The organism is Xanthomonas sp. 3793 (assembly GCF_024806835.1).
Lineage (GTDB): Bacteria > Pseudomonadota > Gammaproteobacteria > Xanthomonadales > Xanthomonadaceae > Xanthomonas > Xanthomonas arboricola_F.
Genome location: NZ_JANTYU010000004.1, coordinates 642,879 through 664,094 on the forward strand (window position 1 = coordinate 642,879; position 21,216 = coordinate 664,094).

Annotated in this window: 19 protein-coding genes; 5 read left to right on the forward strand and 14 right to left on the reverse strand. The window is 65.6% G+C overall.

Annotation, left to right across the window (positions count from 1 at the left end; all coding sequences use genetic code 11):
• Positions 1 to 65: 65 nt before the first annotated feature.
• Together FHY18_RS16335 and FHY18_RS16340 are read left to right on the forward strand one after the other, a co-directional pair.
• On the forward strand, positions 66 to 1,358 hold the full coding sequence (locus FHY18_RS16335; RefSeq protein WP_259156864.1) for an NAD(P)/FAD-dependent oxidoreductase: 1,293 nt from the start codon (positions 66 to 68) through the stop codon (positions 1,356 to 1,358).
• A 52-nt stretch (positions 1,359 to 1,410) separates the two neighbouring features.
• Entirely contained in the window at positions 1,411 to 2,025 is a 615-nt protein-coding gene (locus FHY18_RS16340; RefSeq protein ID WP_259156865.1) for a trimeric intracellular cation channel family protein, read from the forward strand.
• Positions 2,026 to 2,131: 106 nt separating this feature from the next.
• Here the strand turns inward: FHY18_RS16340 and rpoH are convergent, their stop codons facing one another.
• The 6 genes from rpoH to rhlB all read right to left on the reverse strand — a co-directional run bounded on the left by rpoH (position 2,132) and on the right by rhlB (position 8,204).
• The gene (gene rpoH / locus FHY18_RS16345; RefSeq protein ID WP_259156866.1) at positions 2,132 to 3,007 is read right to left on the reverse strand and encodes an RNA polymerase sigma factor RpoH; all 876 of its coding nucleotides are present in this window, start codon (positions 3,005 to 3,007) and stop codon (positions 2,132 to 2,134) included.
• 199 nt (positions 3,008 to 3,206) lie between these two features.
• Complete coding sequence (gene ung, locus FHY18_RS16350) at positions 3,207 to 3,932, reverse strand: uracil-DNA glycosylase (RefSeq protein WP_259156867.1); 726 nt, start codon at positions 3,930 to 3,932, stop codon at positions 3,207 to 3,209.
• Positions 3,929 to 4,771, reverse strand: a complete 843-nt coding sequence (locus FHY18_RS16355) for a response regulator (protein WP_259156868.1) — start codon at positions 4,769 to 4,771, stop codon at positions 3,929 to 3,931. Before FHY18_RS16355 ends, ung begins: the two co-directional genes overlap by 4 nt.
• A gap of 8 nt (positions 4,772 to 4,779) precedes the next feature.
• A complete protein-coding gene (ftsX, locus tag FHY18_RS16360; RefSeq protein ID WP_259156869.1) occupies positions 4,780 to 5,730 on the reverse strand; it encodes a permease-like cell division protein FtsX in 951 nt (316 codons plus the stop codon).
• Positions 5,727 to 6,413 (reverse strand): cell division ATP-binding protein FtsE, encoded by a 687-nt coding sequence (gene ftsE, locus FHY18_RS16365; RefSeq protein ID WP_016903688.1) that lies wholly within the window; start codon positions 6,411 to 6,413, stop codon positions 5,727 to 5,729. The genes ftsX and ftsE overlap by 4 nt, the downstream gene beginning before the upstream one ends.
• 75 nt (positions 6,414 to 6,488) lie before the next feature.
• A complete protein-coding gene (gene rhlB / locus FHY18_RS16370) occupies positions 6,489 to 8,204 on the reverse strand; it encodes an ATP-dependent RNA helicase RhlB (RefSeq protein WP_259156870.1) in 1,716 nt (571 codons plus the stop codon).
• Positions 8,205 to 8,401: 197 nt separating this feature from the next.
• Here rhlB and trxA point away from each other — a divergent pair, with 197 nt between their 5' ends.
• Both trxA and rho read left to right on the forward strand, forming a co-directional pair.
• Complete coding sequence (trxA, locus tag FHY18_RS16375; RefSeq protein ID WP_046964286.1) at positions 8,402 to 8,743, forward strand: thioredoxin TrxA; 342 nt, start codon at positions 8,402 to 8,404, stop codon at positions 8,741 to 8,743.
• A 217-nt stretch (positions 8,744 to 8,960) separates the two neighbouring features.
• On the forward strand, positions 8,961 to 10,826 hold the full coding sequence (gene rho / locus FHY18_RS16380; protein WP_259156871.1) for a transcription termination factor Rho: 1,866 nt from the start codon (positions 8,961 to 8,963) through the stop codon (positions 10,824 to 10,826).
• 241 nt (positions 10,827 to 11,067) lie between these two features.
• On the opposite strand, the gene FHY18_RS16385 is transcribed toward rho, so the two are convergent.
• From FHY18_RS16385 to FHY18_RS16395, 3 genes are read right to left on the reverse strand one after another with little or no spacing between them, the layout of a single operon-like run.
• Entirely contained in the window at positions 11,068 to 11,940 is an 873-nt protein-coding gene (locus FHY18_RS16385; RefSeq protein WP_259156872.1) for an energy transducer TonB, read from the reverse strand.
• Between the two features lie 59 nt (positions 11,941 to 11,999).
• Positions 12,000 to 13,739, reverse strand: a complete 1,740-nt coding sequence (aceK, locus tag FHY18_RS16390) for a bifunctional isocitrate dehydrogenase kinase/phosphatase (RefSeq protein WP_259156873.1) — start codon at positions 13,737 to 13,739, stop codon at positions 12,000 to 12,002.
• Complete coding sequence (locus FHY18_RS16395; protein ID WP_259156874.1) at positions 13,736 to 14,698, reverse strand: LysR substrate-binding domain-containing protein; 963 nt, start codon at positions 14,696 to 14,698, stop codon at positions 13,736 to 13,738. The genes aceK and FHY18_RS16395 overlap by 4 nt, the downstream gene beginning before the upstream one ends.
• Before the next feature lie 102 nt (positions 14,699 to 14,800).
• On the opposite strand from FHY18_RS16395, the gene FHY18_RS16400 reads away from it, so the two are divergent.
• Entirely contained in the window at positions 14,801 to 15,049 is a 249-nt protein-coding gene (locus FHY18_RS16400) for a hypothetical protein (protein WP_259156875.1), read from the forward strand.
• Between the two features lie 79 nt (positions 15,050 to 15,128).
• On the opposite strand, the gene FHY18_RS16405 is transcribed toward FHY18_RS16400, so the two are convergent.
• The 5 genes from FHY18_RS16405 to FHY18_RS16425 all read right to left on the reverse strand — a co-directional run bounded on the left by FHY18_RS16405 (position 15,129) and on the right by FHY18_RS16425 (position 21,146).
• The gene (locus FHY18_RS16405; RefSeq protein ID WP_259156876.1) at positions 15,129 to 17,360 is read right to left on the reverse strand and encodes an NADP-dependent isocitrate dehydrogenase; all 2,232 of its coding nucleotides are present in this window, start codon (positions 17,358 to 17,360) and stop codon (positions 15,129 to 15,131) included.
• Between the two features lie 368 nt (positions 17,361 to 17,728).
• Entirely contained in the window at positions 17,729 to 18,283 is a 555-nt protein-coding gene (locus FHY18_RS16410) for a hypothetical protein (RefSeq protein WP_259156877.1), read from the reverse strand.
• Positions 18,284 to 18,401: 118 nt separating this feature from the next.
• Positions 18,402 to 18,695: a LysM peptidoglycan-binding domain-containing protein gene (locus FHY18_RS16415; RefSeq protein ID WP_259156878.1), complete on the reverse strand. Its 294-nt coding sequence runs from the start codon at positions 18,693 to 18,695 to the stop codon at positions 18,402 to 18,404.
• A gap of 103 nt (positions 18,696 to 18,798) precedes the next feature.
• Positions 18,799 to 19,614 carry an NADPH-dependent 7-cyano-7-deazaguanine reductase QueF gene (gene queF, locus FHY18_RS16420; RefSeq protein ID WP_259156879.1) on the reverse strand — a complete coding sequence of 272 codons (816 nt, stop codon included), beginning with the start codon at positions 19,612 to 19,614 and terminating at the stop codon, positions 18,799 to 18,801.
• 215 nt (positions 19,615 to 19,829) lie between these two features.
• Positions 19,830 to 21,146 carry a M20 family metallopeptidase gene (locus FHY18_RS16425; RefSeq protein WP_259156880.1) on the reverse strand — a complete coding sequence of 439 codons (1,317 nt, stop codon included), beginning with the start codon at positions 21,144 to 21,146 and terminating at the stop codon, positions 19,830 to 19,832.
• Positions 21,147 to 21,216 lie beyond the last annotated feature (70 nt).

A 21,216-nucleotide genomic window follows, 5' to 3' on the forward strand; every position in this document is an offset into this window, starting at 1 on the left:
GCATCATGTTCATTGGCAATTTGGCATGCTGTCGAGCCCGCGTCGCGTTCCATCGGACTTCTACGATGACCTCTTCCCCCTCCCCTGCTCCACTGCATCTGGTCGTGGTGGGCGGCGGCTTCGCCGGTTTGTGGGCGACCCGCGCGCTCGACGATCCCGGCATCCGCATCACCCTGATCGACCGCCAGAACCATCACCTGTTCCAGCCGTTGCTGTACCAGGTGGCCACCGCCGGGCTGTCGGCACCGGATATCGCCGCACCGCTGCGCCACATCCTGCGCGAGCAGCGCAATGTCGAAGTCCTGCTTGGCGATGTGGCCGAAATCGTCCCAACCGGTCGTCAAGTACTGCTCGCCGATGGCAAGACGCTCGACTACGACATGCTGCTGCTGGCCACCGGCGCCACCCATGCCTACTTCGGCAACGACCAGTGGGCCGAACATGCGCCCGGCCTGAAAACCCTCTACGACGCGCTGGTCCTGCGCCGCAAGCTGCTGCTGGCCTTCGAGCGCGCCGAGGCCGAATCCGATCCGGCCGCCCGCGCGGCCTGGCTGAGCTTTGCGGTGGTCGGCGGTGGCCCCACCGGTGTCGAGCTCGCCGGCACCCTGGCCGAAATCGCCCGCCACACGCTCAAGAACGAATTCCGCCATATCGACCCTCAACAGGCGCGCGTGCGCCTGGTCGAAGCCGGCCCGCGCGTGCTGCCGTCGTTCCCGAACGATCTCACCGACAAGGCGCGCAAGCAGCTCGAGCGCCTGGGCGTGGAAGTGCACACCGGCACGCCGGTGACGCATATCGATGCGCTGGGCTACCAGCTTGGCGACACCTTCGTGCCGGCGCGCACCGTGGTATGGGCCGCCGGCGTGGCGGCCTCACCGCTGGCGCGCACGCTGGGCGTGCCGCTGGATCGTGCCGGCCGCGTACTGGTGGAGCCGGACCTGAGCGTGCCCGGCCACCCGGAGATCTTCGTCGGCGGCGATCTGGCGTCGGTGCAGCAGGACGGTCGCCCGGTGCCGGGCGTGGCGCCGGCGGCCAAGCAGATGGGCAAGCACATCGCCAAGGCGATCCGCGCACGTCAGCGCGGTCAGGCTGCGACCGCGTTCCGCTATCAGGACTTCGGCAACCTGGCGACCATCGGCCGCATGGCCGCCATCGTGCACGTGGGCAAGCTCAAGCTGTCCGGCATCGTGGCGTGGTGGTTCTGGCTGGCCGCGCACGTCTACTTCCTGATCGGCTTCCGCAACCGCTTCGTGGTGCTGGTGAACTGGGCGATGGCGTACTGGAGCTACCAGCGCGCCGCGCGCATCATCTTCGGCGGCGCCACCGACGACCCGCCGCCCAGCAGCAAGGACGGATGACAGCGCCGCAGGCCGTGCGTAATGCTGTGCGGCCTGATTCGATGCGCTGATCGTGACGACTGTCCTGTTCCTGCTGGATCTGCTCGGTACCTTCGTGTTCGCCCTGAGCGGCGCGACCGTGGCGGTGCGCAATCGCCTGGACCTGTTCGGCGTGCTGGTGCTGTCGTGCGCAGCCGCGGTCTCCGGCGGCATCGTGCGCGATGTGTTGATCGGCGCCACCCCGCCGGCCGCGCTGGTCCACCCGCAGTACCTGCTGGTCGCCTGCCTGGCCGGCGTTGCCGGTTTTTATTGGCACACCGCAGTGGAACGGCTGCGCAACCCGGTGCAGATCTTCGACGCGGCGGGGTTGGCGCTGTTTGCGGTCTATGGCACCAGCAAGGCGCTGGACTACAACCTCAGCCCGCTGAGCGCCACCTTGCTGGGCATGCTCAGCGGCATCGGCGGCGGCATCGCGCGCGACCTGCTGGTCGCACGCACGCCGGTGGTGTTGCAGGCCGAACTGTATGCGGTGGCCGCGCTTGCCGGTGGCGGCCTGGTGGCGATCGGGCACATGCTCGCAGTGCCGCAGGCCTGGTCGCTGACGACCGGCGCGCTCGTCTGTTTCGGGCTGCGCTTCATGGCGATCCGCTACGGCTGGCATCTACCGGTCGCGCGCTTGCCGGAGTAGCGATGCTGCCGACACGCCTGTAGCGCACGTAGCGCACAGCGCTACAAATGCAAACGGCCCGGATCACCGGGCCGTTTGTGCAACACCTGCCGCGTGATCGAAATGATCAGGCGACGAACAGTGCCTTCATCTTCTTCAGCGCGTTCGCCTCGATCTGGCGGATGCGCTCGGCCGACACGCCGTATTCGTCGGCCAGCTCCTGCAGCGTCACCTTGGACTCCGAATCCAGCCAACGTCGCTTGACGATGTCGCGCGAGCGCGTATCCAGACCGGCCATGCCTTCGCGCAGCAACTGCAGCTGATTGTCTTCGCTGTCGTGCCGCTCGTAGGCCTGCGACGGATCTTCCTCGTTGGCGACCAGGTAGCTGACCGGCGACGGCGGGCCGTGATCGTCGTCTTCGTCGGACGACGCGTCGAAGCCGATATCGCGACCGGACAGACGCGACTCCATCTCCATCACTTCACGCTCGGAGACGTTCAGATCCTTGGCGACCGCAGTCACCTCGGACGCATTGAGCCAGCCCAGACGGGTCTTGGACTTGCGCAGGTTGAAGAACAGCTTGCGCTGCGCCTTGGTCGTGGCGACCTTGACGATGCGCCAGTTCTTCAAGATGAACTCGTGCATTTCGGCACGGATCCAATGCACTGCGAAGCTGACCAGGCGCACGCCCATTTCCGGGTCGAAGCGCTTGACCGCCTTCATCAGGCCGATATTGCCTTCCTGGATCAGGTCGCCCAGCGGCAGACCGTAGCCGTTGTAGCCGCGGGCCACATGCACCACGAAGCGCAGGTGGGAATGGACCAATTCGCGCGCTGCGTCCAGGTCCAGCTCGTCGCGGAAGCGGCGGGCCAGATCCTGTTCCTCATCGACCGACAGCACCGGAATCTGGTGCACGGCACCGATGTAGGCGTCCAGCGAACCGAGCGCACTGGGAATCGGGAGATTGTTTGCCACAAGGGCAGTCGAGGTAGTCTGGTTCATAGGCACCATCTTAGCAGTCGAACTATTGGACTGCCGGGTACAGAAAGAGTTCCCAGCGTTCCATTTATAGGACGTTCGGGCTTCCAGCCTTGCCGGCGTTCTACCGTACAGCTCCCCGAATTCAGCCGCTACGTTAGCACCACGCCCTCGCTCAGACCGTGACAAACCTGCGGCGAATCGCGCCTGTCCCCGCGCTTGTTCAGCCGGCGGCCGACGTTGTGTCCAATGCGTTGCGCGACGGCAACGACCAATCGATCGGCTGGAGACCGCGGCGTTGCAGATGCTCGTTGGTCCTGGAGAAGTGCTTGCAGCCCAGAAAGCCGCGATGCGCCGACAACGGTGAAGGATGCGGGGCCTTGAACACGCGATGGCGGGCCTGGTCGATCACCTTGCCCTTGGACTGCGCGTAGCTGCCCCAGAGCAGGAACACCAGGCCTTCGCGCTCGCGGTTGAGCATCTCGACCACATGGTCGGTAAAACCTTCCCAGCCCTTGTTCTGGTGCGCGCCGGCACGCCCCTGCTCCACCGTCAGCACCGCATTGAGCAGCAGCACGCCCTGGCGCGCCCACGGCATCAGATAGCCATGGTCGGGGCGCGGGATGCCCAGATCGTCCTGGATCTCTTTGTAGATGTTGAGCAGCGATGGCGGCACCGGCACGCCCGGCAGGACCGAAAAGCACAGCCCGTGCGCCTGACCCTCGCCGTGGTACGGGTCCTGGCCCAGGATCACCACCTTGACCTGCTCGAACGGCGTGGCGTCGAACGCGGCGAAGATCTGCGGACCGGGCGGGAATACCCGAGCGCCGGCCGCTTTGCGCTGGCGCAGGAAGGCAGACAGTTCCTGCATCTCCGGGCGCAGCAACCAGTCGCCCACCTTTGCCTTCCACGACGGTTCCAGCTGGATACGCCCTTCCACTTCGGTCATAGGGTGATGGCCTGGTCTTCCAGGCGTGCCAGCCGCAACTGGAACAGCACCTTGGTCACCAGCAGGCGCTCTTCGATCGGTTTTTGCACCAGGTCGTTTGCACCGGCGCGCAGCAGTTCGGACTGGTTGCGCGGATTGGTGTCGCCGGTCATCACCAGCACCGGCAGGCGGCGCTTGCCGTAGGCAAAGTCGATACGGATGCGCTCGACCACGTCGCGGCCGTTGAGCTCGCCCTTGAGGGTCACGTCGGTCAGCACCACGTCGATGCGACGCTCGGTGCGGCCCAGCGATTCGGCGGTGAGCAGCGCAAAGGCGTCTTCGGCGGTGAGCACATGCACCACCTTCAGGCTCTGGCGCTCGAGCATGCGCTTGGTCGCCTCGGCCACCACGCGGCTGTCTTCGATGTAGAGCACGGTCGCGCCCACCACCGGCTCGGGCTGCACATAGCCGCGGATGAAGGTCGCCAGCGCTTCATGGCCCAGCGCCTTGTCGAAGTAATCGGTGACGTACTCGGTGAAACGGCGCTCGACCAGATGCTGCTGCGCATCGCCGGACACCACGATCACCGGCACATACGCCTGCCCGGCCGCTTCGCGCACGCTGCGCGCCAGGGTCAGGCCATCGCCATCGGGCAGGGACAGCGAGGTGGTCACAAGATCCACCGCGCCGGCCTCCAGCGCATCGCGCGCTTCGGCGATGCTGGCGCAGCCGATCACCTGCACATTGGGCAGGTCGCGCTTGAGCACGTCGGCAATGAGCTTGCGTACCAGCTTCGAACCATCGACGACCATCACGCGCGGTGCGTCGCTGATCAGGTGTTTGAGATCTGGTGGATGCATGGCAGGCCTCAGGTCTCGGTGGGACGGGTCTGACGGAGGAAATGGCCGGTCACCAGCCAGGCGCCCAGCCAACCCAGCACCAGGGTGCCGACCAGCACCATTGCAGAATGCAGCAGATCCAGCCCGTGCAGGGTAAAGGAACTGCCGTAGCTATCGGCCAATGTGGCCAATGGCGCGCGCAATGCCAAGCCCGAGGCGGCGATCAGGGCGAGCGCCACGGCGCCGGCGCCCAGCCCGTACCACGCGCCCAGATACAGGAACGGGCGACGGATGAAGCCGTCGCTGGCGCCGAGCAATTGCAGCACGCCGATCTCTTCCCGCCGCGACTGGATATCCAGCCGCACGGTGTTGCCGACCACCAGCACCGCACCGATGCCGAGCAGCGCCGAGAGCACCTGCACCAGGCGTTCGCCGAACTGCAGCCAGCCATCCAGGCGCTTGCGCCATAACGCGTCGTGCTGCACCTGGTCGCTCTGCGGCAGGGCCTGCAATGCGCCGGCCAGTTGCGCATCGTCGGCCGCATCGGTGGGGGTGACGATCAACAGGGTCGGCAGCGGGTTCTCGCCCAGGGCATCGGCGGCTTCATCGAGTTTTGCGCTTTCGCGCAGCGCAGCCAGCCCCTGCTCGGGCGTGCGCAGGGTCACCTGTGCCACGTCGGGGCGCGCACGCAACTGGCCGGCAAGCGCCTGTGCGGCGTCGGCGGCGACGTCGACCTTGAGGAACAGATTGATTTCGCGCGACTGCTGCACGCTGCCGGCCAGCAGCTTGACGTTGTCCAGCGCAATCGACAGCCCCAGTGGCAGCGCCAGCGCCAGTGCCATCACCACGATGGTCAGCAGCGTTGCCCATGGCTTGCGCATGGCGCGGCCCAGGCTGAAGGCGATGCTGTGCAGGTGGTGGTCGACCCACACGCCAACGCGCGACGGCGCCACGGCTTCGGTATTGGCGAGCTTGCTCATTCGGCCAGATCCTGCGGCGAGATGTCGTCCACCAGGCGGCCGTGATCCAGGATCAGCACGCGCTTGCGCATCTGCTTGAGCAGCGCCAGGTCGTGGCTGACCACCAGCACGCTGGTGCCGCGCGCGGGCAGTTCGGCAAACAGCTGCATGATTTCGGCGGCCAGTGCCGGGTCGAGATTGCCGGTGGGTTCGTCGGCCACCAGCAGACGCGGCTCACCGACAATGGCGCGCGCAATGCCGACGCGTTGCTGCTCGCCTGCCGACAGCTGCGACGGCAAGGCTCTTTCGCGATGGGCCAGGCCGATGCGTTCCAGTGCAGAGCGCACGCGCTTGCCGATCTCGGCGCGACGGGTGCCGCGCAGGATCAACGGCAACGCCACGTTCTCGGCGATGCTGCGGTCGTTGAGCAAGCGATGGTCCTGATAGACCGCACCCACCTGGCGACGATGCAGCGGAATCTGCCGGCCACGCACCTTGAGCAGATTGCGCTCGCCCAGCAACACGGCGCCCTGGCTGGGGCGCTCGCTGAGATGGATCAACTTGAGCAACGTACTTTTGCCGGCGCCGGAATGGCCGGTCACGAACAGCATCTCGCCATCGGCCACTTCGAAGCTGACATCGGTCAGCGCCTGGTGGCCCCCGGCGTAGTGCTTGCTGACGTTGTCGAAACGCAGAACGGTCATCCAGCGATTATGCCGGAGCGCCAGCGCTTGCGTCGCATCGCCGAAGACCGGCGATGCGATTGATGCCGCCAGCGGTCAGTTGCCCGAGACCAGCGAACGCAGGCGGCGACCGATCCTGCTCAGCAGCGACGGGCTGCCGCCCGGCTTGGCGGCGGCACGCACCGGCTTGGCGACCACCTGGGTCGGCTTGCGCGGCGCGGCGGGTGCAGGCACCGGCGTGGACGCGACCGGCTCGGCACCGTCGACCGGACGGCCGTTGCGACGGCGGCGGCGCTTGCGCGGTGCGCGCTCGCCATCGGCCACCACCGTCGATGGCGCCTGTTCCGCCGCCGCCGTCACTGCGGGCACGGCAGCGGCGGCCGGCGTCGCGGCCGTCTCGCCTTCCACACGCGGCTTGCGACGCGGACGGGGCTTGCCATCGGCACTGCCACCGTCGCGACGACCGCCGCCACTGCCGCTGCGCGATGCACCGCCCGGACCGCTGCGACCACCACCGCGGCGCTGCTCTTCGGCCGCACGCTGCTCGCGCGCTTCGCGGAAGATCGTGCCCACGCTGTCGCCAGCGTCGTCGTCGGCCTCTTCACCTTCCACCGGCGTACGCGGCGTGCGCGGCAACGGGGTCAGCAGTTCGGTGGTCACCGGCTCGACCGGGATCTTCTGCTCGATGTAGGCCTCGATGTCCGGCAGGCTCATCGCGTAGCGCTCGCAGGCGAAGCTGATCGCATCGCCCTCTTCGCCCAGGCGCGCAGTGCGGCCGATGCGGTGCACGTAATCTTCGGCGTCGAACGGCAGGTCGTAGTTGTAGACGTACTTGACCCCGTCGATATGCAGACCGCGCGCGGCCACGTCGGTGGCGACCAGGATTTCGAGCTGGCCCTTCTGGAAGCGGTTGAGCAGCGACTCGCGCTTTTTCTGCGGCACGTCGCCGGACAGCACACCGACCCGGTAACCGTGGCGCTCCAGGGTGCGCGCCACCCGCTCCACGAACGCCTTGGTATTGACGAACACCATGGTGCGCGCGCCTTCGCTGCGCGACAGCAGGCCCAGCAGCAGCGTCTGCTTCTCTTCGTCGGACGGGAAGTAGATGCGTTGGCGCACGCGTGCGGCGGTGATGGTCTCGGTCTCCACCACGAGCTTTTCCGGCTCGTTCATGTGCTCGTAGGCCAGCTCCAGCACGCGGTGGCTGAGCGTGGCCGAGAACAGCAGCGTCTGCCGGGTGCCGCGCTCGGGCATGCGCCGCAGCAGGAAGCGGATGTCCTTGATGAAGCCCAGGTCGAACATGCGATCGGCTTCGTCCAGCACGCAGATCTCGCAGGCATGCAGCGAGACCACCTTGTGCTGCTTGACGTAGTCGATCAGCCGCCCGGGGGTGGCAATGATCACGTCCACGCCCTGCTGCAGCAGCTCGCGCTGCTTGTCGTAGTCCACCCCGCCATAGACCAGCGCAAAGCGCAGGCCCAGGTCTGCGCCGAACTTGACCGCGTCCTTGTGGATCTGGATCGCCAGCTCGCGGGTGGGCGCCAGGATCAGCGCACGCGGATCCTCCGGCTTGCGGTCGGCCAGCGCCGGGCGGATCAGCAGGCGGTTCATCACCGCCACCAGGAACGCCAGCGTCTTGCCGGTGCCGGTCTGGGCCTGGCCGGCGACATCGCCGCCGGGCAGCGCGACCGGCAGGGTCAGCGCCTGGATCGGGGTACAGCGGGTAAACCCGGCGCTCTCCAGCCCGGCAACCAACGCCGGATGCAGGTCGAACGAGGAAAAAGTCAAATCGGTCAGCGGTTTGTCGCTCATTATTCCGTCTTCGTGAGGCGCCCTGGGCAGCCCGGGCGCGGCTTGCATCGATGCCGACAGCGTCGCAAACTGCGGCTCTTGTGGCGGACAGCGCGGCTTCAGGACTGACACTTGATTCAGTCGCGCAATGCCCCAGTTTAACGCAATGTGGCGGCCTGCCCGATCGGGTGGGCCGTTTGGTTTCCAGGAGACCCAACGTGAGCGACAAGGTTCAACATGTCGGCGATGCCGACTTCGATACCGCAGTACTGCAATCCGGCGAACCGGTTCTGGTGGATTTCTGGGCCGAGTGGTGTGGCCCGTGCAAGATGATCGCACCGGTGCTGGACGATCTGGCCGATACATACCAGGGCAGGCTCAAGGTTGCCAAGGTCAATGTGGACCAGAACCGCGCCCTGGCCATCAAGTACCACGTGCGCTCGATTCCGATGCTGCTGCTGTTCAAGGACGGGCAGGTGCAGGCGAGCCAGATCGGGGCGGTCGGCAAGGGCCAGCTGACCCAGATGATCGACAAGACCCTGGGCGGCGCGGCTGCCTGAGTGAATGGGCGTCCAGCGATGGGCGCCCCGCGGTTCGCCGGCAGTTAAACCCTGCCATGGCCGACGCTTGCGCGGTTGCGCGCTGCGGTGATAGTGTCAGTTGGTCCGGCACACGTTCGTGCGCCGCCGTACCCCTCTAGAAACCTCTTCTAGACTCCCATCTACCAATAGTTCGCCCCCCAGCCGGGCGCTCGCACCTTAGCGAGGAATCACGCACTTGTCCGATCATCCTTCCTCCGATACCGGGAGCAGCGTCGACGCTCCCGTCGAGAAGCGCGCGCGCAAGCCGCGCGTGAGCAAGACCGCCATCGCCCATGACGATGCCGGCGCACAGCAGCCCAACCTGCCCTTGCCCGCCAGCCCCGTACCCGACGCTCCACGCGCCCCGCAGGCACCGTCGCACGCTGCCGACTCGGCACCGGCGCAGACGTCCGGCGATGGCGCAGGCGCAGGCAACGCCTCTGGCTCCAGCCAGGGCGGCGACAATCACGGCGAGCCCCGCGAAGGCGGCCAGTCGCAGCAGCAGCGCTTCAATCAGGCGCAGCAACAGCAGAACCAGAATCAGGCGCAAAGCCAAGCTCAGGGCCAGGGACAAAACCAGGGCCAGGGCCAGCAGCAGGGCCAAGGCCAGAACGCTGGTCAGAACCAGCAAGGCCAGGGGCAGAACCAGCAGGGCAATCGCCGCGACCGGTTCCGCAACCGCCGCGACCGCGGTCCGCGCGATCGGTTCGGTAACGAAGGCGGCGGCATGCCGTCCTCCGACGGCAGCAACGAGCCGTTCATCGCGCGTCCGCATCCGGCCGTTCCGGAGGGCTTCCCGGTCTATTCGCTGAGCGATCTCAAGCGGATGCCGGCGCAAAAGCTGCTGGACATCGCCGATCAGCTCAACATCCAGGAAGGCGTGGCACGCGCGCGCAAGCAGGACGTGATCTTCGCCCTGCTCAAGGTGCTGACCCGTCACGGCGAAGGCGTTGCCGCCGACGGCGTGCTGGAAATCCTGCCCGACGGCTTCGGCTTCCTGCGTGCCGCCGAAGCCAGCTACCTGGCCGGCCCGGACGATACCTACATCTCGCCCAGCCAGATCCGCCGCTTCAACCTGCGCACCGGCGACCACCTGTCCGGCCGCATCCGCTTCCCCAAGGACGGCGAACGCTATTTCGCGCTGTCGATCGTGGACACCATCAACGGTGAGCCGCTGGAAGCCAGCAAGAACAAGGTGCTGTTCGAGAACCTGACCCCGCTGTTCCCGCGTCGCCGGTTCCGTCTGGAACGTGGCGATGGGTCCACCGAGGACATCACCGGACGCATCCTGGATCTGATGGCGCCGCAGGGCAAGGGTCAGCGCGCGCTGATCGTCTCCCCGCCCAAGGCCGGTAAGACGATGATGATGCAGCAGGTGGCCACCGCCATCACCACCAATCATCCCGAAGTGCACATGATCGTGCTGCTGATCGACGAGCGCCCGGAAGAAGTGACCGAAATGCAGCGCACCGTGCGCGGCGAGGTCATCTCCTCCACGTTCGACGAGCCGGCCGCGCGCCACGTGCAGGTCGCCGAGATGGTGATCGAACGGGCCAAGCGCCTGGTCGAGCACAAGAAGGACGTGGTGATCCTGCTCGACTCGATCACCCGCCTGGCACGTGCCTACAACAACGTGGTGCCCAGCTCCGGCAAGGTGCTCACCGGTGGTGTGGACGCCAACGCGCTGCACCGTCCGAAGCGCTTCTTCGGTGCGGCGCGTAACGTGGAAGAAGGCGGCTCGCTGACCATCATCGCCACCGCGCTGGTCGAGACCGGCAGCAAGATGGACGAGGTGATCTACGAAGAGTTCAAGGGCACCGGCAACAGCGAAGTGCATTTGAACCGTCGCATCACCGAAAAGCGCGTTTACCCGGCGATCGACATCAATCGCTCGGGCACGCGTCGCGAAGATCTGTTGATCGAGCCGGAGCTGCTGCAGAAGATCTGGATCCTGCGCAAGCTGCTGCACCCGATGGACGAAATCGCAGCGATGGAATTCCTGCTGGACAAGATGAAGACCACCAAGTCCAACGATGAGTTCTTCAGTTCGATGAAGCGCTGAGGTCGGTTTGCGTCAGCGCCACAAAAAAGCCCCGCATTGCGGGGCTTTTTTGTGGGCGGTATTTGCGCCAGCCCATGCGCTTGGTTTTCCGCATTCGATCGCGATTGTGCGGTCGATGCCGAGCGACTGCGCTCTGGTTGCGCGCCATGCAGGTGGCCGTCGGATGGTTGACTCCCGGAAAAACGGATCCGCGACACCGGCCACAGCGATCCGACTCGTCAGGAGAACTCCGGGCGGACCCTCAGCCGTCCTGCAGCGGCGTGATCAGGCGCACGCCTTCGCCGCGTACGGAAAACAATCCCGAGCCTGGCAGTGCGTCCGGGCTGTCGGTCGCTGCGGTCGTCTCGCTCTGCGCTCGCCAGGACGCGCTCTGGCGCGGACCCGGCAGATACGACTGCCATTTTTTCTGCTTGGCATCCAGGTCCTTCTCCGACGCGGCGATGTCGAATGTCACCGGCACGCGCATCTCCCAGAACGGCGCATTGCGCTCGGGCCCGGCCGTGGGCGGGGTAAACGTCCAGCTGCGCGCCTTGGCCATCGAGGCATCGGCAAATTCCTTGCGCCAGCGCGCACGCTTGGACTCGGGAACCAATGCGGTGAGGTTGACCTGTTCGGCAGCCACATCCTCGACCTTGCCATCGCGTCCGATCTTGAGCAGCAGATAGACCACGCCGGTCGCCCCGCCCCTGAAGGCATTGACCGGATAGGGCGGCGGCGCCATGTCCTTGGCCTGTGCGCCATCCCCTTGCTCGGCCTGACCGCCGAAATGCGCGCTACGGATCGACACCTGGTACTGATTGTCTTCGGCAGGCTTGGCGACCAGCAGCAAGCTCATCGGCAGCCGCGCCGGCAAGGCATTGCCGTCGTCCTTGACCGGATCGAACCGCCACGCCGCCACCGAATGCTTGATCCGCTCGCGAACCGCGACAGGCAAACGCTCCTCGTCGGCGAGCGTTACTGCCGTCACGGTGCCGTCCGGCGTCAGCGTCAACTCGCCGGTGACATTCATGCTCGCCTCGATCTGCAGACGCGCAGTGTCCGGCTTGGCGTGCGCAACGCCCATCGCTGCCAGCGAAAAGAGGATGCCCAGACCTACACGTTGCTTCCACTGCATTGCCGTACTCCATTGGTTGAAGGCACGTTTTACCAGCCTGCCGCTGCAAACGGAACGGCCTAGGCAAGCCGGCGCGATTCTGCGTAGGGCGGTGTGTCCGGATAATCGTCCTCGCGCAGCCTTGCCTGCAGGTCGCGCCACCACTGCGGGTCGAACAGTTCCGGGTGGATGTGCTTGACCGCTTCCAGTTGCGAGGATGGCAAGCCCATGAACAGCGCGAAGCGCTCGGGGAAGACGTCGCGTGGGCCGACATGGAACCAGGGTTCGGCGGCCATCTGTTCTTCGTAGGTGGTGGGCGTGGGCCAGTCGCGAAAGGTGCACTCGGTGATCAGGCACAGCTCGTCGTAGTCGTAGAACACCGCACGCTGATGTCGGGTGATACCGAAGTTCTTCAGCAGCATGTCGCCGGGAAAAATGTTGTTGCGCGCCATGTCCTTGATCGCCTGGCCATAGTCCAGCGCGGCGGCATGCGCAGCCTCGGGCAGTTGTTCGCGCAGGTACAGATTGAGCGGGCGCAAGCGCCGTTGCACGTAGCACAGCGCAATCAGTACATCGTCGCCGTCTTCGCTCAGGCTCATCGCGCAGCTGGTCTGCAGCTCTTCCAGCAGCGCGGGCGAGAAGCGCGATCTGGGAAAGCGCAGGAAACGATACGGCTGCGCGTCGAGCAGGCGGCCGATGCGATCGAGCTGGAACACCAGTTCGTATTTGCCTTCCACCTGCGCGCGGCTCATGGTCTTGGGGTAGGCAAAACGGTCGCGAATGAGCTTGAACACCAGCGGATAGCTGGGCAGCGTAAACACCACCATGACCATGCCGGGCGTGCCATCGGCATGCACCAGCTGCTCGGACGGCTGGGCCTGGAAATGGCTGAAGAACGTGCGATAGCGCTCGGTCTTGCCCTGCTTGGCGCGGCCGAGCATGGTGTACAGCTCGTCGACCGGCTTGTGGGTAAGCAGGCTGCGCAGGAAGACCACCGCATCGCCAACCGTGGACAGGTCGGCTTGAAAATAACTGCGCGAATTGCTGAACAGTTGGGCGACATCGCTGCGCCTGGTCAACACCGCTTCGGCGCGCAAGCCGGCATCGTCGTTGACCAATGCGATGACGCATGGCGAAAACCGATGCTCGCCGAATACACGCCCGACCAGATACGCGCGACGCTCGCGATAGAACACCGTCTCGAGCAGTTCGACGCTGCGCACCGGGTGCTCGCCCCAATGCGCCAGGTCGTCGAGCAGACGTACCGCAATGGCCGCCGCACAGCGGGTGCGGTGCGCATACGGCACCGCGAATGCGTAATCGCCCAGCACGCGCACCAGCATGTCGGTCAGCCGACCTGGCGACACGGCGTAGGTATGCCGCGCCACCGGCACGGTGATGGCGTCGGTGGGTTCGATATCCAGCGCGATGAATTCGATATCGGCATCCACGCCGTGGGTGCCGAAGTAACGCCGCGTCAGCGTGTTGTAGAAGGTCTTGTACAACTCCTGGTCGATCAACCCGGCCAGCAACGCGGCGTAATGACTGCGTGCGCGCATCCACAACGCGCGGTCGTGCGCCTGCCCCAGCAGCACGGCACGCAGGCGCAGCATGCATTCGCTGATGTACTGATCGTAGAGCGCGATACGAGCGACGGCATCGTCGCGCGCGCCGCTCCAGTCGCGCATTTCGAAGCGCTGCTTGGCGCGTGCGGTGATCTCGGAAAACCGCGCGTGGTAATCCTCGAACGCTTCGTACACCGCGTGGGCGATCGCCAGCGCGCGGCGTTCGGATTGGGGCGGTAACGGCAGCTGGTTCATGGCGGCAGTGTCCTTGCGCGCTTGCGGCGATGCGTGGTGGGCAGCAGCACGGCAGACGGTGCGGCCATTGCCTGCTGCGCGTGCTCGGCATGTTCGCGCGCCTGTGCCTTGAGCCACTGGCGAAATGCCAGAAAACCGGTGTGCGTGGCCGAACGCTGCGGGTATACCAGGTAATGCGACCAGGTGGTCTTGAGCCGTTGCGCTGACAGCGCCACCAGCTGGCCGGATGCCAGCAACAGGCGTGCGCGGGTCACCCGCCCCATCGCAACCCCGACGCCATCCAGCGCGGCACGGTGATGGGACTCGGATTCGTCGAGCACCGCGGCATACCGTCGCGGCGGCTCGCCCCCGAAGGTCGCAAACCAGCGCGGCCAGTCGCCATCCGGGTCGCCCAGCAGCGGCCATCGTTGCAGCGGCTGCGCATCGATGCCGCCCATGCGTGCGATCAGCGCCGGGCTCGCCATCGGCACCAGCCATTCGTCGAACAACGGTTCGGCGATCACGCCCGGCCACTGTCCGGCACCGATGCGCATGGCCGCATCCACCTGCGGCTGGCGTTCGAAATCCACCAATCGCTCGCTGGAAAACAGATTGATCTCGATGGTGGGATGGGCGGCCAGAAAATTGCTCAGGCGCGGCACCAGCCACGCCGAGGCCATCGACGGCGTAATGCTCAGGGTAAGCGTGTCCTCGCGGCGTGCAGCGAACGGCTGGAATGCGTCTGCGATCGCATCCAGATGCGGAGCGATGCGATCGAGCAATTGCTGCCCCTGCGGCGTGGCGCTGACGCCGCGCGCGTGCCGCTGCAGCAACCGATAGCCCAGGCGTTGTTCGAGTGCACGCACCTGGTGACTGAGCGCACTGACGGTCAGATGCATCGACGCGGCAGCGCGCGAGAGATTGCCCAGACGCACCGCACTGACGAAGCCCTGCAATGCGTGAAGCGGCGGACGCGACATGGCTCACCCTTGAATGGAATTCAACGCTGACTTGCAAAAGCCTCGCTTCTGCATGGCCAAGCCTGCACCTACTGTGGCTTCCACTCAAGTGGGAGCAGGATCATGCGCATCTTTACCGAGTTGCTGTTCCAGCACGGGCACATTGCCGACGTGGCGCTTGCAAGGCAGTTGGCGGAGGCGGAGATCGCGATGGACGTGGCAACGGACGCCAGCGCCGAACCGGCAGCACAGACCGCGCAGAGCGCACCGGTCGCGGCCGAGCCTGCGCCTCGCGGGAACGCCGAAAAAAGGATGGCGCGACGTGCGCGCCAGCTGGTGCGGGCGATGACCGCACTGTCGCCCTTTCGCTGAAACGACAAGGCCCGCCTGGTGGCGAGGCGGGCCCTGACGATGGTACTGGACTGGACGCACCGGCACGCGGTGCGCGGGCTCAGGCCTTCAACGTGGCCAGCACGTCATTGAAGGTCTTGCTCGGGCGCATCGCCTCGCTGACCTTGGCCAGGTCCGGGTGGTAGTAGCCACCGATCTCGACCGGCTTGCCCTGCGCCCCGTTGAGCTCGGCCACGATGGCGGCTTCGTTCTCGGTCAGCGCCTTGGCCAGCGGTGCGAACTTGGCCTGCAGGGCAGTGTCCTCGGTCTGCGCAGCCAGCGCCTGTGCCCAGTACATGGCCAGATAGAAGTGGCTGCCGCGGTTGTCGAGTTCACCGACCTTGCGCGCCGGCGACTTGTTGTTGTCCAGGAACTGGCCGTTGGCCACGTCCAGCGCCTTGGCCAGCACCGTGGCCGACGGATTGTTGTAGCGGTTGCCCAGATGCTCCAGTGATGCGGCCAGCGCCAGGAATTCGCCAAGCGAATCCCAGCGCAGGCAGTTCTCTTCGACGAACTGCTGCACGTGCTTGGGCGCCGAGCCGCCGGCACCGGTTTCGAACAGGCCGCCGCCGGCCATCAGCGGCACGATGGAGAGCATCTTGGCGCTGGTGCCCAGCTCCATGATCGGGAACAGGTCGGTGAGGTAGTCGCGCAGCACGTTGCCGGTGACCGAGATGGTGTCCTGGCCCTTGCGGATGCGCTCCAGCGAGAAGGTGGTGGCCTCCACCGGCGGCAGGATGCGGATATCCAGACCGCTGGTGTCGTGATCCTTCAGGTATTTCTCGACCTTGGCGATCACCTGCGCGTCATGCGCGCGCGCCTTGTCCAGCCAGAACACGGCCGGGGTATCGCTCAGACGTGCGCGCTCGACCGCCAGCTTCACCCAGTCCTGGATCGGCGCGTCCTTGACCTGGCACATGCGCCACAGATCGCCGGCTTCCACCGCGTGTTCGAACACCGTCTTGCCATTGGCATCGGTGACCTTGACGGTACCGGCCGCCGACAGCTGGAAGGTCTTGTCGTGCGAGCCGTATTCTTCGGCCTTCTGCGCCATCAGGCCGACATTGGGCACCGAGCCCATGGTGGCCGGGTCGAACGCACCATGCGTGCGGCAGTCATCGATCACCGCCTGATACACGCCGGCATAGCAACGGTCCGGAATCACCGCCTTGGTGTCCTGCAGCTTGCCGTCGGCATTCCACATCTGACCGGAGTCGCGGATCATCGCCGGCATCGACGCATCGACGATCACGTCGCTGGGCACATGCAGGCTGGTGATGCCCTTGTCCGAATTGACCATGGCCAGGCCCGGACGCTGCGCGTATTCGGCCTGGATATCGGCCTTGATCTGCGCCTGCTGCGCTTCCGGCAAGGTGCCGATGCGGGCGTACAGGTCGCCGATGCCGTTGTTCGGGTCAAAGCCCACCGACTTCAATGCCTCGGCATGCTTGCTCAGCGTGTCCTTGTAGAACTCCCCGACCACCACACCGAACAACACCGGGTCGGAGACCTTCATCATGGTGGCTTTCAGGTGCACCGAAAACAGCACGCCGGTGGCCTTGGCATCGGCGATCTGCGCGTCGATGAAGCTGGCCAACGCACGCTTGCTCAGCACGGCGGCGTCGACGATCTCGCCGGCCTTCACCGCGACCTTGTCCTTGAGCACGTTGCTGCTGCCATCGGTACCGATGAATTCGATCGTCAGCGTACCGGCGTCGGCCAGCGTGGTGGACTGCTCGCTACCGAAGAAATCGCCGGCGTCCATGTGCGCCACGTGCGACTTGGAATCGCTGCTCCACTTGCCCATGCGGTGCGGATGCTTGCGTGCGTAGTTCTTGACCGACAGCGGTGCGCGGCGATCGGAATTGCCTTCGCGCAGCACCGGATTCACCGCACTGCCCTTGACCTTGTCGTAGCGCGCCTTGATGTCTTTTTCGGCGGCATCCTTGGGCTCGTCCGGATAAGCCGGCAGCGCGTAGCCCTGGCCCTGCAGTTCCTTGATGGCAGCCTTGAGCTGCGGCACCGAGGCGCTGATGTTGGGCAGCTTGATGATGTTGGCTTCCGGCGTGGTGGCCAGCTCGCCCAGTTCGGCGAGGTCGTCGGCGATTTTCTGCTCCGCGCTCAGGCTTTCGGGAAACAGCGCCAGGATGCGTCCGGCGAGCGAGATATCGCGCGTTTCGACCACGATCCCTGCGGTATCGGTGTAGGCATCGATGATCGGCAGCAGCGACTGCGTGGCCAGGAAGGGAGCTTCGTCGGTGAGCGTGTAGAGGATCTTCGGTGTCTTCGACATGAGGTGCGATGGCTCTTGTGGTCGGGAGGAGCGCCGATGCCCAGCGACGTTGACGTTGGCGTGCGCGACGGGGGTCGCTGGCGGCACGCCGATCGGCCAGCGCGATGGACGCGGCATTGGATCAGCACGGCATTGTCGCGTCTGAGCCGCGCCCGGGTAAAGCGACCACAGGCGGACGCTTCATCCCGCCACACGGCTAATCGACATGGATGCAGCTGTAACGAATCCAATGCCGAATCGACGCACAGCAAAAAGGCGCAATCACGCGATCGCGCCTTTTTGCTGCAACGTGATGCAAGCAGACGTCACCGGCTGCAGATGGGACGATGCCGGGACTCGACGCCGTCGCCACCGACCGCCTACGTCAGCTACTTCACCGTAACGGTCTGTGGATTGCCCGCAGGCTTGCCGTCGACCATGGCCTGCGCGGTGTAGGTCCCGGCCGGCCAGCCATCGGGCTTGCTGAAGCTGAGGTTGGTGGTTTCTGCGCCAGTGGTGGTCAGCGTGGCGTTCTGCTCGCCGGCAACCTGGCCATCCTGATAGGTGAGCTTGGCCGATACGGGCACATTGCTCGCGCTGCCATCGGTCTTGACCGACACGATGATGGTGTCCTTGGTGCCGATGGTGGCAGACGGGGTCACTGTCTTGTCGGCGGCGGCAGTGGTCCCGACTGCAACGCTGGACACGCTGACGACGGAACCCGTCGCCGCTGCGGTGTCGGTGCTGGCCGCGCCGGTCGCCGTGCTCTGGCCAGCCTGATCGCTGGCCGGCGGCGTGGCGGCCGGGCCTGGCATCGCATCAGTGGCAGCGCCGGAAGTGGGATCCTTCGAAACGCTGGCGTCGTCGTTCTTCTTGCAGCCGGACAGTGCAAGCACGCCGGCAAGCGCGATCACGAGCGTGCTTGAAACGGATTTAGTACGCATGGATCAATCTCCGAATATCGAAAAGAATAGGGTTTCTGGAGTGTCTTGGTTTCTGATGTGTCTTGCGCGATTCCCGGCAGCGCGCCACGAACCATGCAATACGGTGACTCGCCGGCCACTACGCTTTGTGCGGCAAACGCAGCACCTGCCCCGGAAAGATCTTGTCCGGGTCCTTGAGCGTTTCGCGGTTGGCTTCGAAAATACGCGGCCACAATGCGCCGTCGCCGAGGTGACGTTTGGCGATGCTGGACAGACTGTCGCCTGCCTGCACAGTGACCGATTCCTCGACCAGCTCTGCGGTGCTCTGCACGCTGGTGCGCACGTTGGAAAAATCCGGAGCGGGCGTCACTTCGGCTGTGCTATCGACCGTCGACGTCACATTGGAAAAATCTGGCTTCTTATCGGCACTCATTGCTGCATTCCTTCGTGCATCACGAAGCTTGCAGGGTGCGTGTAGCGCTGTTAAGCATGGATCGCGCCGCCGTGAAGCTCGCGCGATCCTTCTGTACAGCAACTCATTGGCGCAGGTCGCGAAAGATCGACAGCGGGGTGGGCACGCTGGGCGAGCTGCGCAGCGGATTGATATCCAGCCCGCCACGCCGGGTATACCGCGCTTCGACCACCAGCCACTCAGGCGCGCAGCGGGTCAGTACGTCATTGAAAATGCGCTCCACGCATTGCTCATGAAACTCGGCGTGGTCGCGGAAACTCACCAGATAGCGCAGCAGGCCTTCGCGGTCGATCGGCGCGCCGCGGTAGCGCAGCGTGACGCTGGCCCAATCCGGTTGGCCGGTGACCGGGCAATTGGATTTGAGCAGGGCCGAGGTCAGCACTTCTTCGGTGAGCGGTTGTGCGTGCGCCGACAGATACGCGGCATTGGGCGGGCCGTAGTCGTCGATGCTGACGTCCAGCGCGTCGATCGATTCGCCCTCGCCCACCGCATCGATCGGCGGCAGACCGAAGTCCACCACTACGTCGGCGCCGGCGCGCGTGGACAGGTCAGTGGCGATGCGCGTGCGCACCGCTTCGGCACTGTTGAAGCGGGTGGCATTGAGCGAATTGAGATACAGCTTGAGCGACTTGGATTCGATCAACGACGGCGACTCGCAGGGGACGTGCAAGGTGGCCGTGGCCACGCATGGCTTGCCCTGTGCATCGAGCCAGCTGAGTTCATAGGCATGCCAGCGATCGCGCCCGATGAAGGGCAAGGCGCCGGCCAGGCCGATCGCCTCGCGCCCGGCCGCGCGCGGAATCGGAAACAGCAGCGACGGATCGTAGCCGCTGGGATAGGCGACCTCACGACCGAGGGTGGAATCTTCTGGGGTATTCATCGCGCCATTTTAGGCCGAGCGGGCTGGCCGTGAGCTATATGGCGGATGCTGGAGCGAGCTGGCGACAGAAGCAGCGGGCCGTCAAGCGGCCCGCCACCCCACGCGATCAGCAACGCTCAGCGGAAACCGCGCAACTGCGCACGATTCCCCATTCCCCATTCCCCATTCCCCATTCCCCATTCCCCATTCCCCATTCCCGATTCCCGATTCCCGATTCAGCCAGCCTCGCCCTGGTGCAGGTAATCCAGCGACACCTGCAACAACGCGCGCAAGCCCACATCCAGCGACGATTCGTCGAGCAGGAACTGCGGCGAATGGTTGCTGGGCGCGGTCGCCGGGTCGATGCCCTTGGCGGTGGAGCCGACGAAGAAGAACATCGACGGCACCTGCTGGGCGTAGAACGAAAAGTCTTCGGCGCCCATCTGCAACGGCGGCTCGTAGACATTGTCGGCGCCCACCACGGCCTGCAGGCTGGGCAGCATCTTTGCGGTCAATGCAGGGTCGTTGACGGTGGCCGGGTTGCCGGGCTGGTCCGGTACCTGCGCCTCGACCTTGGCCCCGTGGGCGGCAGCGGTGTGCTCGGCCACCGTCTTGAGGTCGGCGAAGATCTGCTGGCGCATGGCTTCGTCGAAGGTGCGGATGGTGCCGACCATTTCCACGTCGTCGGGGATGATGTTGTAGCGGATGCCGCCCTTGATCGCGCCGAAGCTCAACACCGCCGGCTGCTTGGACAGGTTGGCGCGGCGGCTGATCACGGTCTGCGCGGCACCGATCATGTCGGCGCTGGCCACGATCGGGTCGATGCCGTTCCACGGCGCCGAGCCATGGGTCTGGCGGCCGATCATCTTGATCGCGAACCGGTCCGAAGCCGCCATCAGCGGGCCGCTGCGCACCGCGATCTTGCCGGCCTGCACGCTGGAGAACACATGCAGGCCGAACACCGCCTGCGGCTTGAAGTCGGCGAACAAGCCTTCCTTCAGCATCAGCGACGCGCCGCCCTCTTCGTTGCCCGGTGCGCCTTCCTCGGAGGGCTGGAAGATCAGCATCACCTCGCCGGGCAGCTGCTCGCGCATGCCCACCAGCGCTTCGGCCACCCCGAGCAGGATCGCGGTGTGGGCGTCGTGGCCGCAGGCGTGCATCACCCCGACCTGCTCGCCGCGGTACTCGGCGGTGACCTTGGAGGCGTATGGCAGGCCGGTCTGCTCCTTGACCGGCAAGGCATCCATGTCAGCGCGCAAGGCGATCTTCGGACCCGGCTTGCCGCCCTTGATGATGGCCACCACGCCGTGATGGGCGATACCGGTACGTGGCTTGAGGCCGAGCTTGCGCAGCTGCGCGGCCACCGTGGCGGCGGTGCGCTCCTCGCGGTTGGACAGTTCCGGGTGCTGATGGAAGTCGCGGCGCCACTGCACCAGCTTGGTCTGCAACGGCGCGGCAGCGGCCTGCACTTCGGGCCGGGGCGTGGCCTGGGCGGCGGCGAGCGTGGGCAGGGCGAGCAGTAGCGCGCTGGTCAGCAGGCGGGAGTGGCGCATTGGCAATCCTCTAAAGATGATTGCTTAATGTAGTGCACCCGCGCGGCTGGCGGGTTGCGGTGGGGCCCGA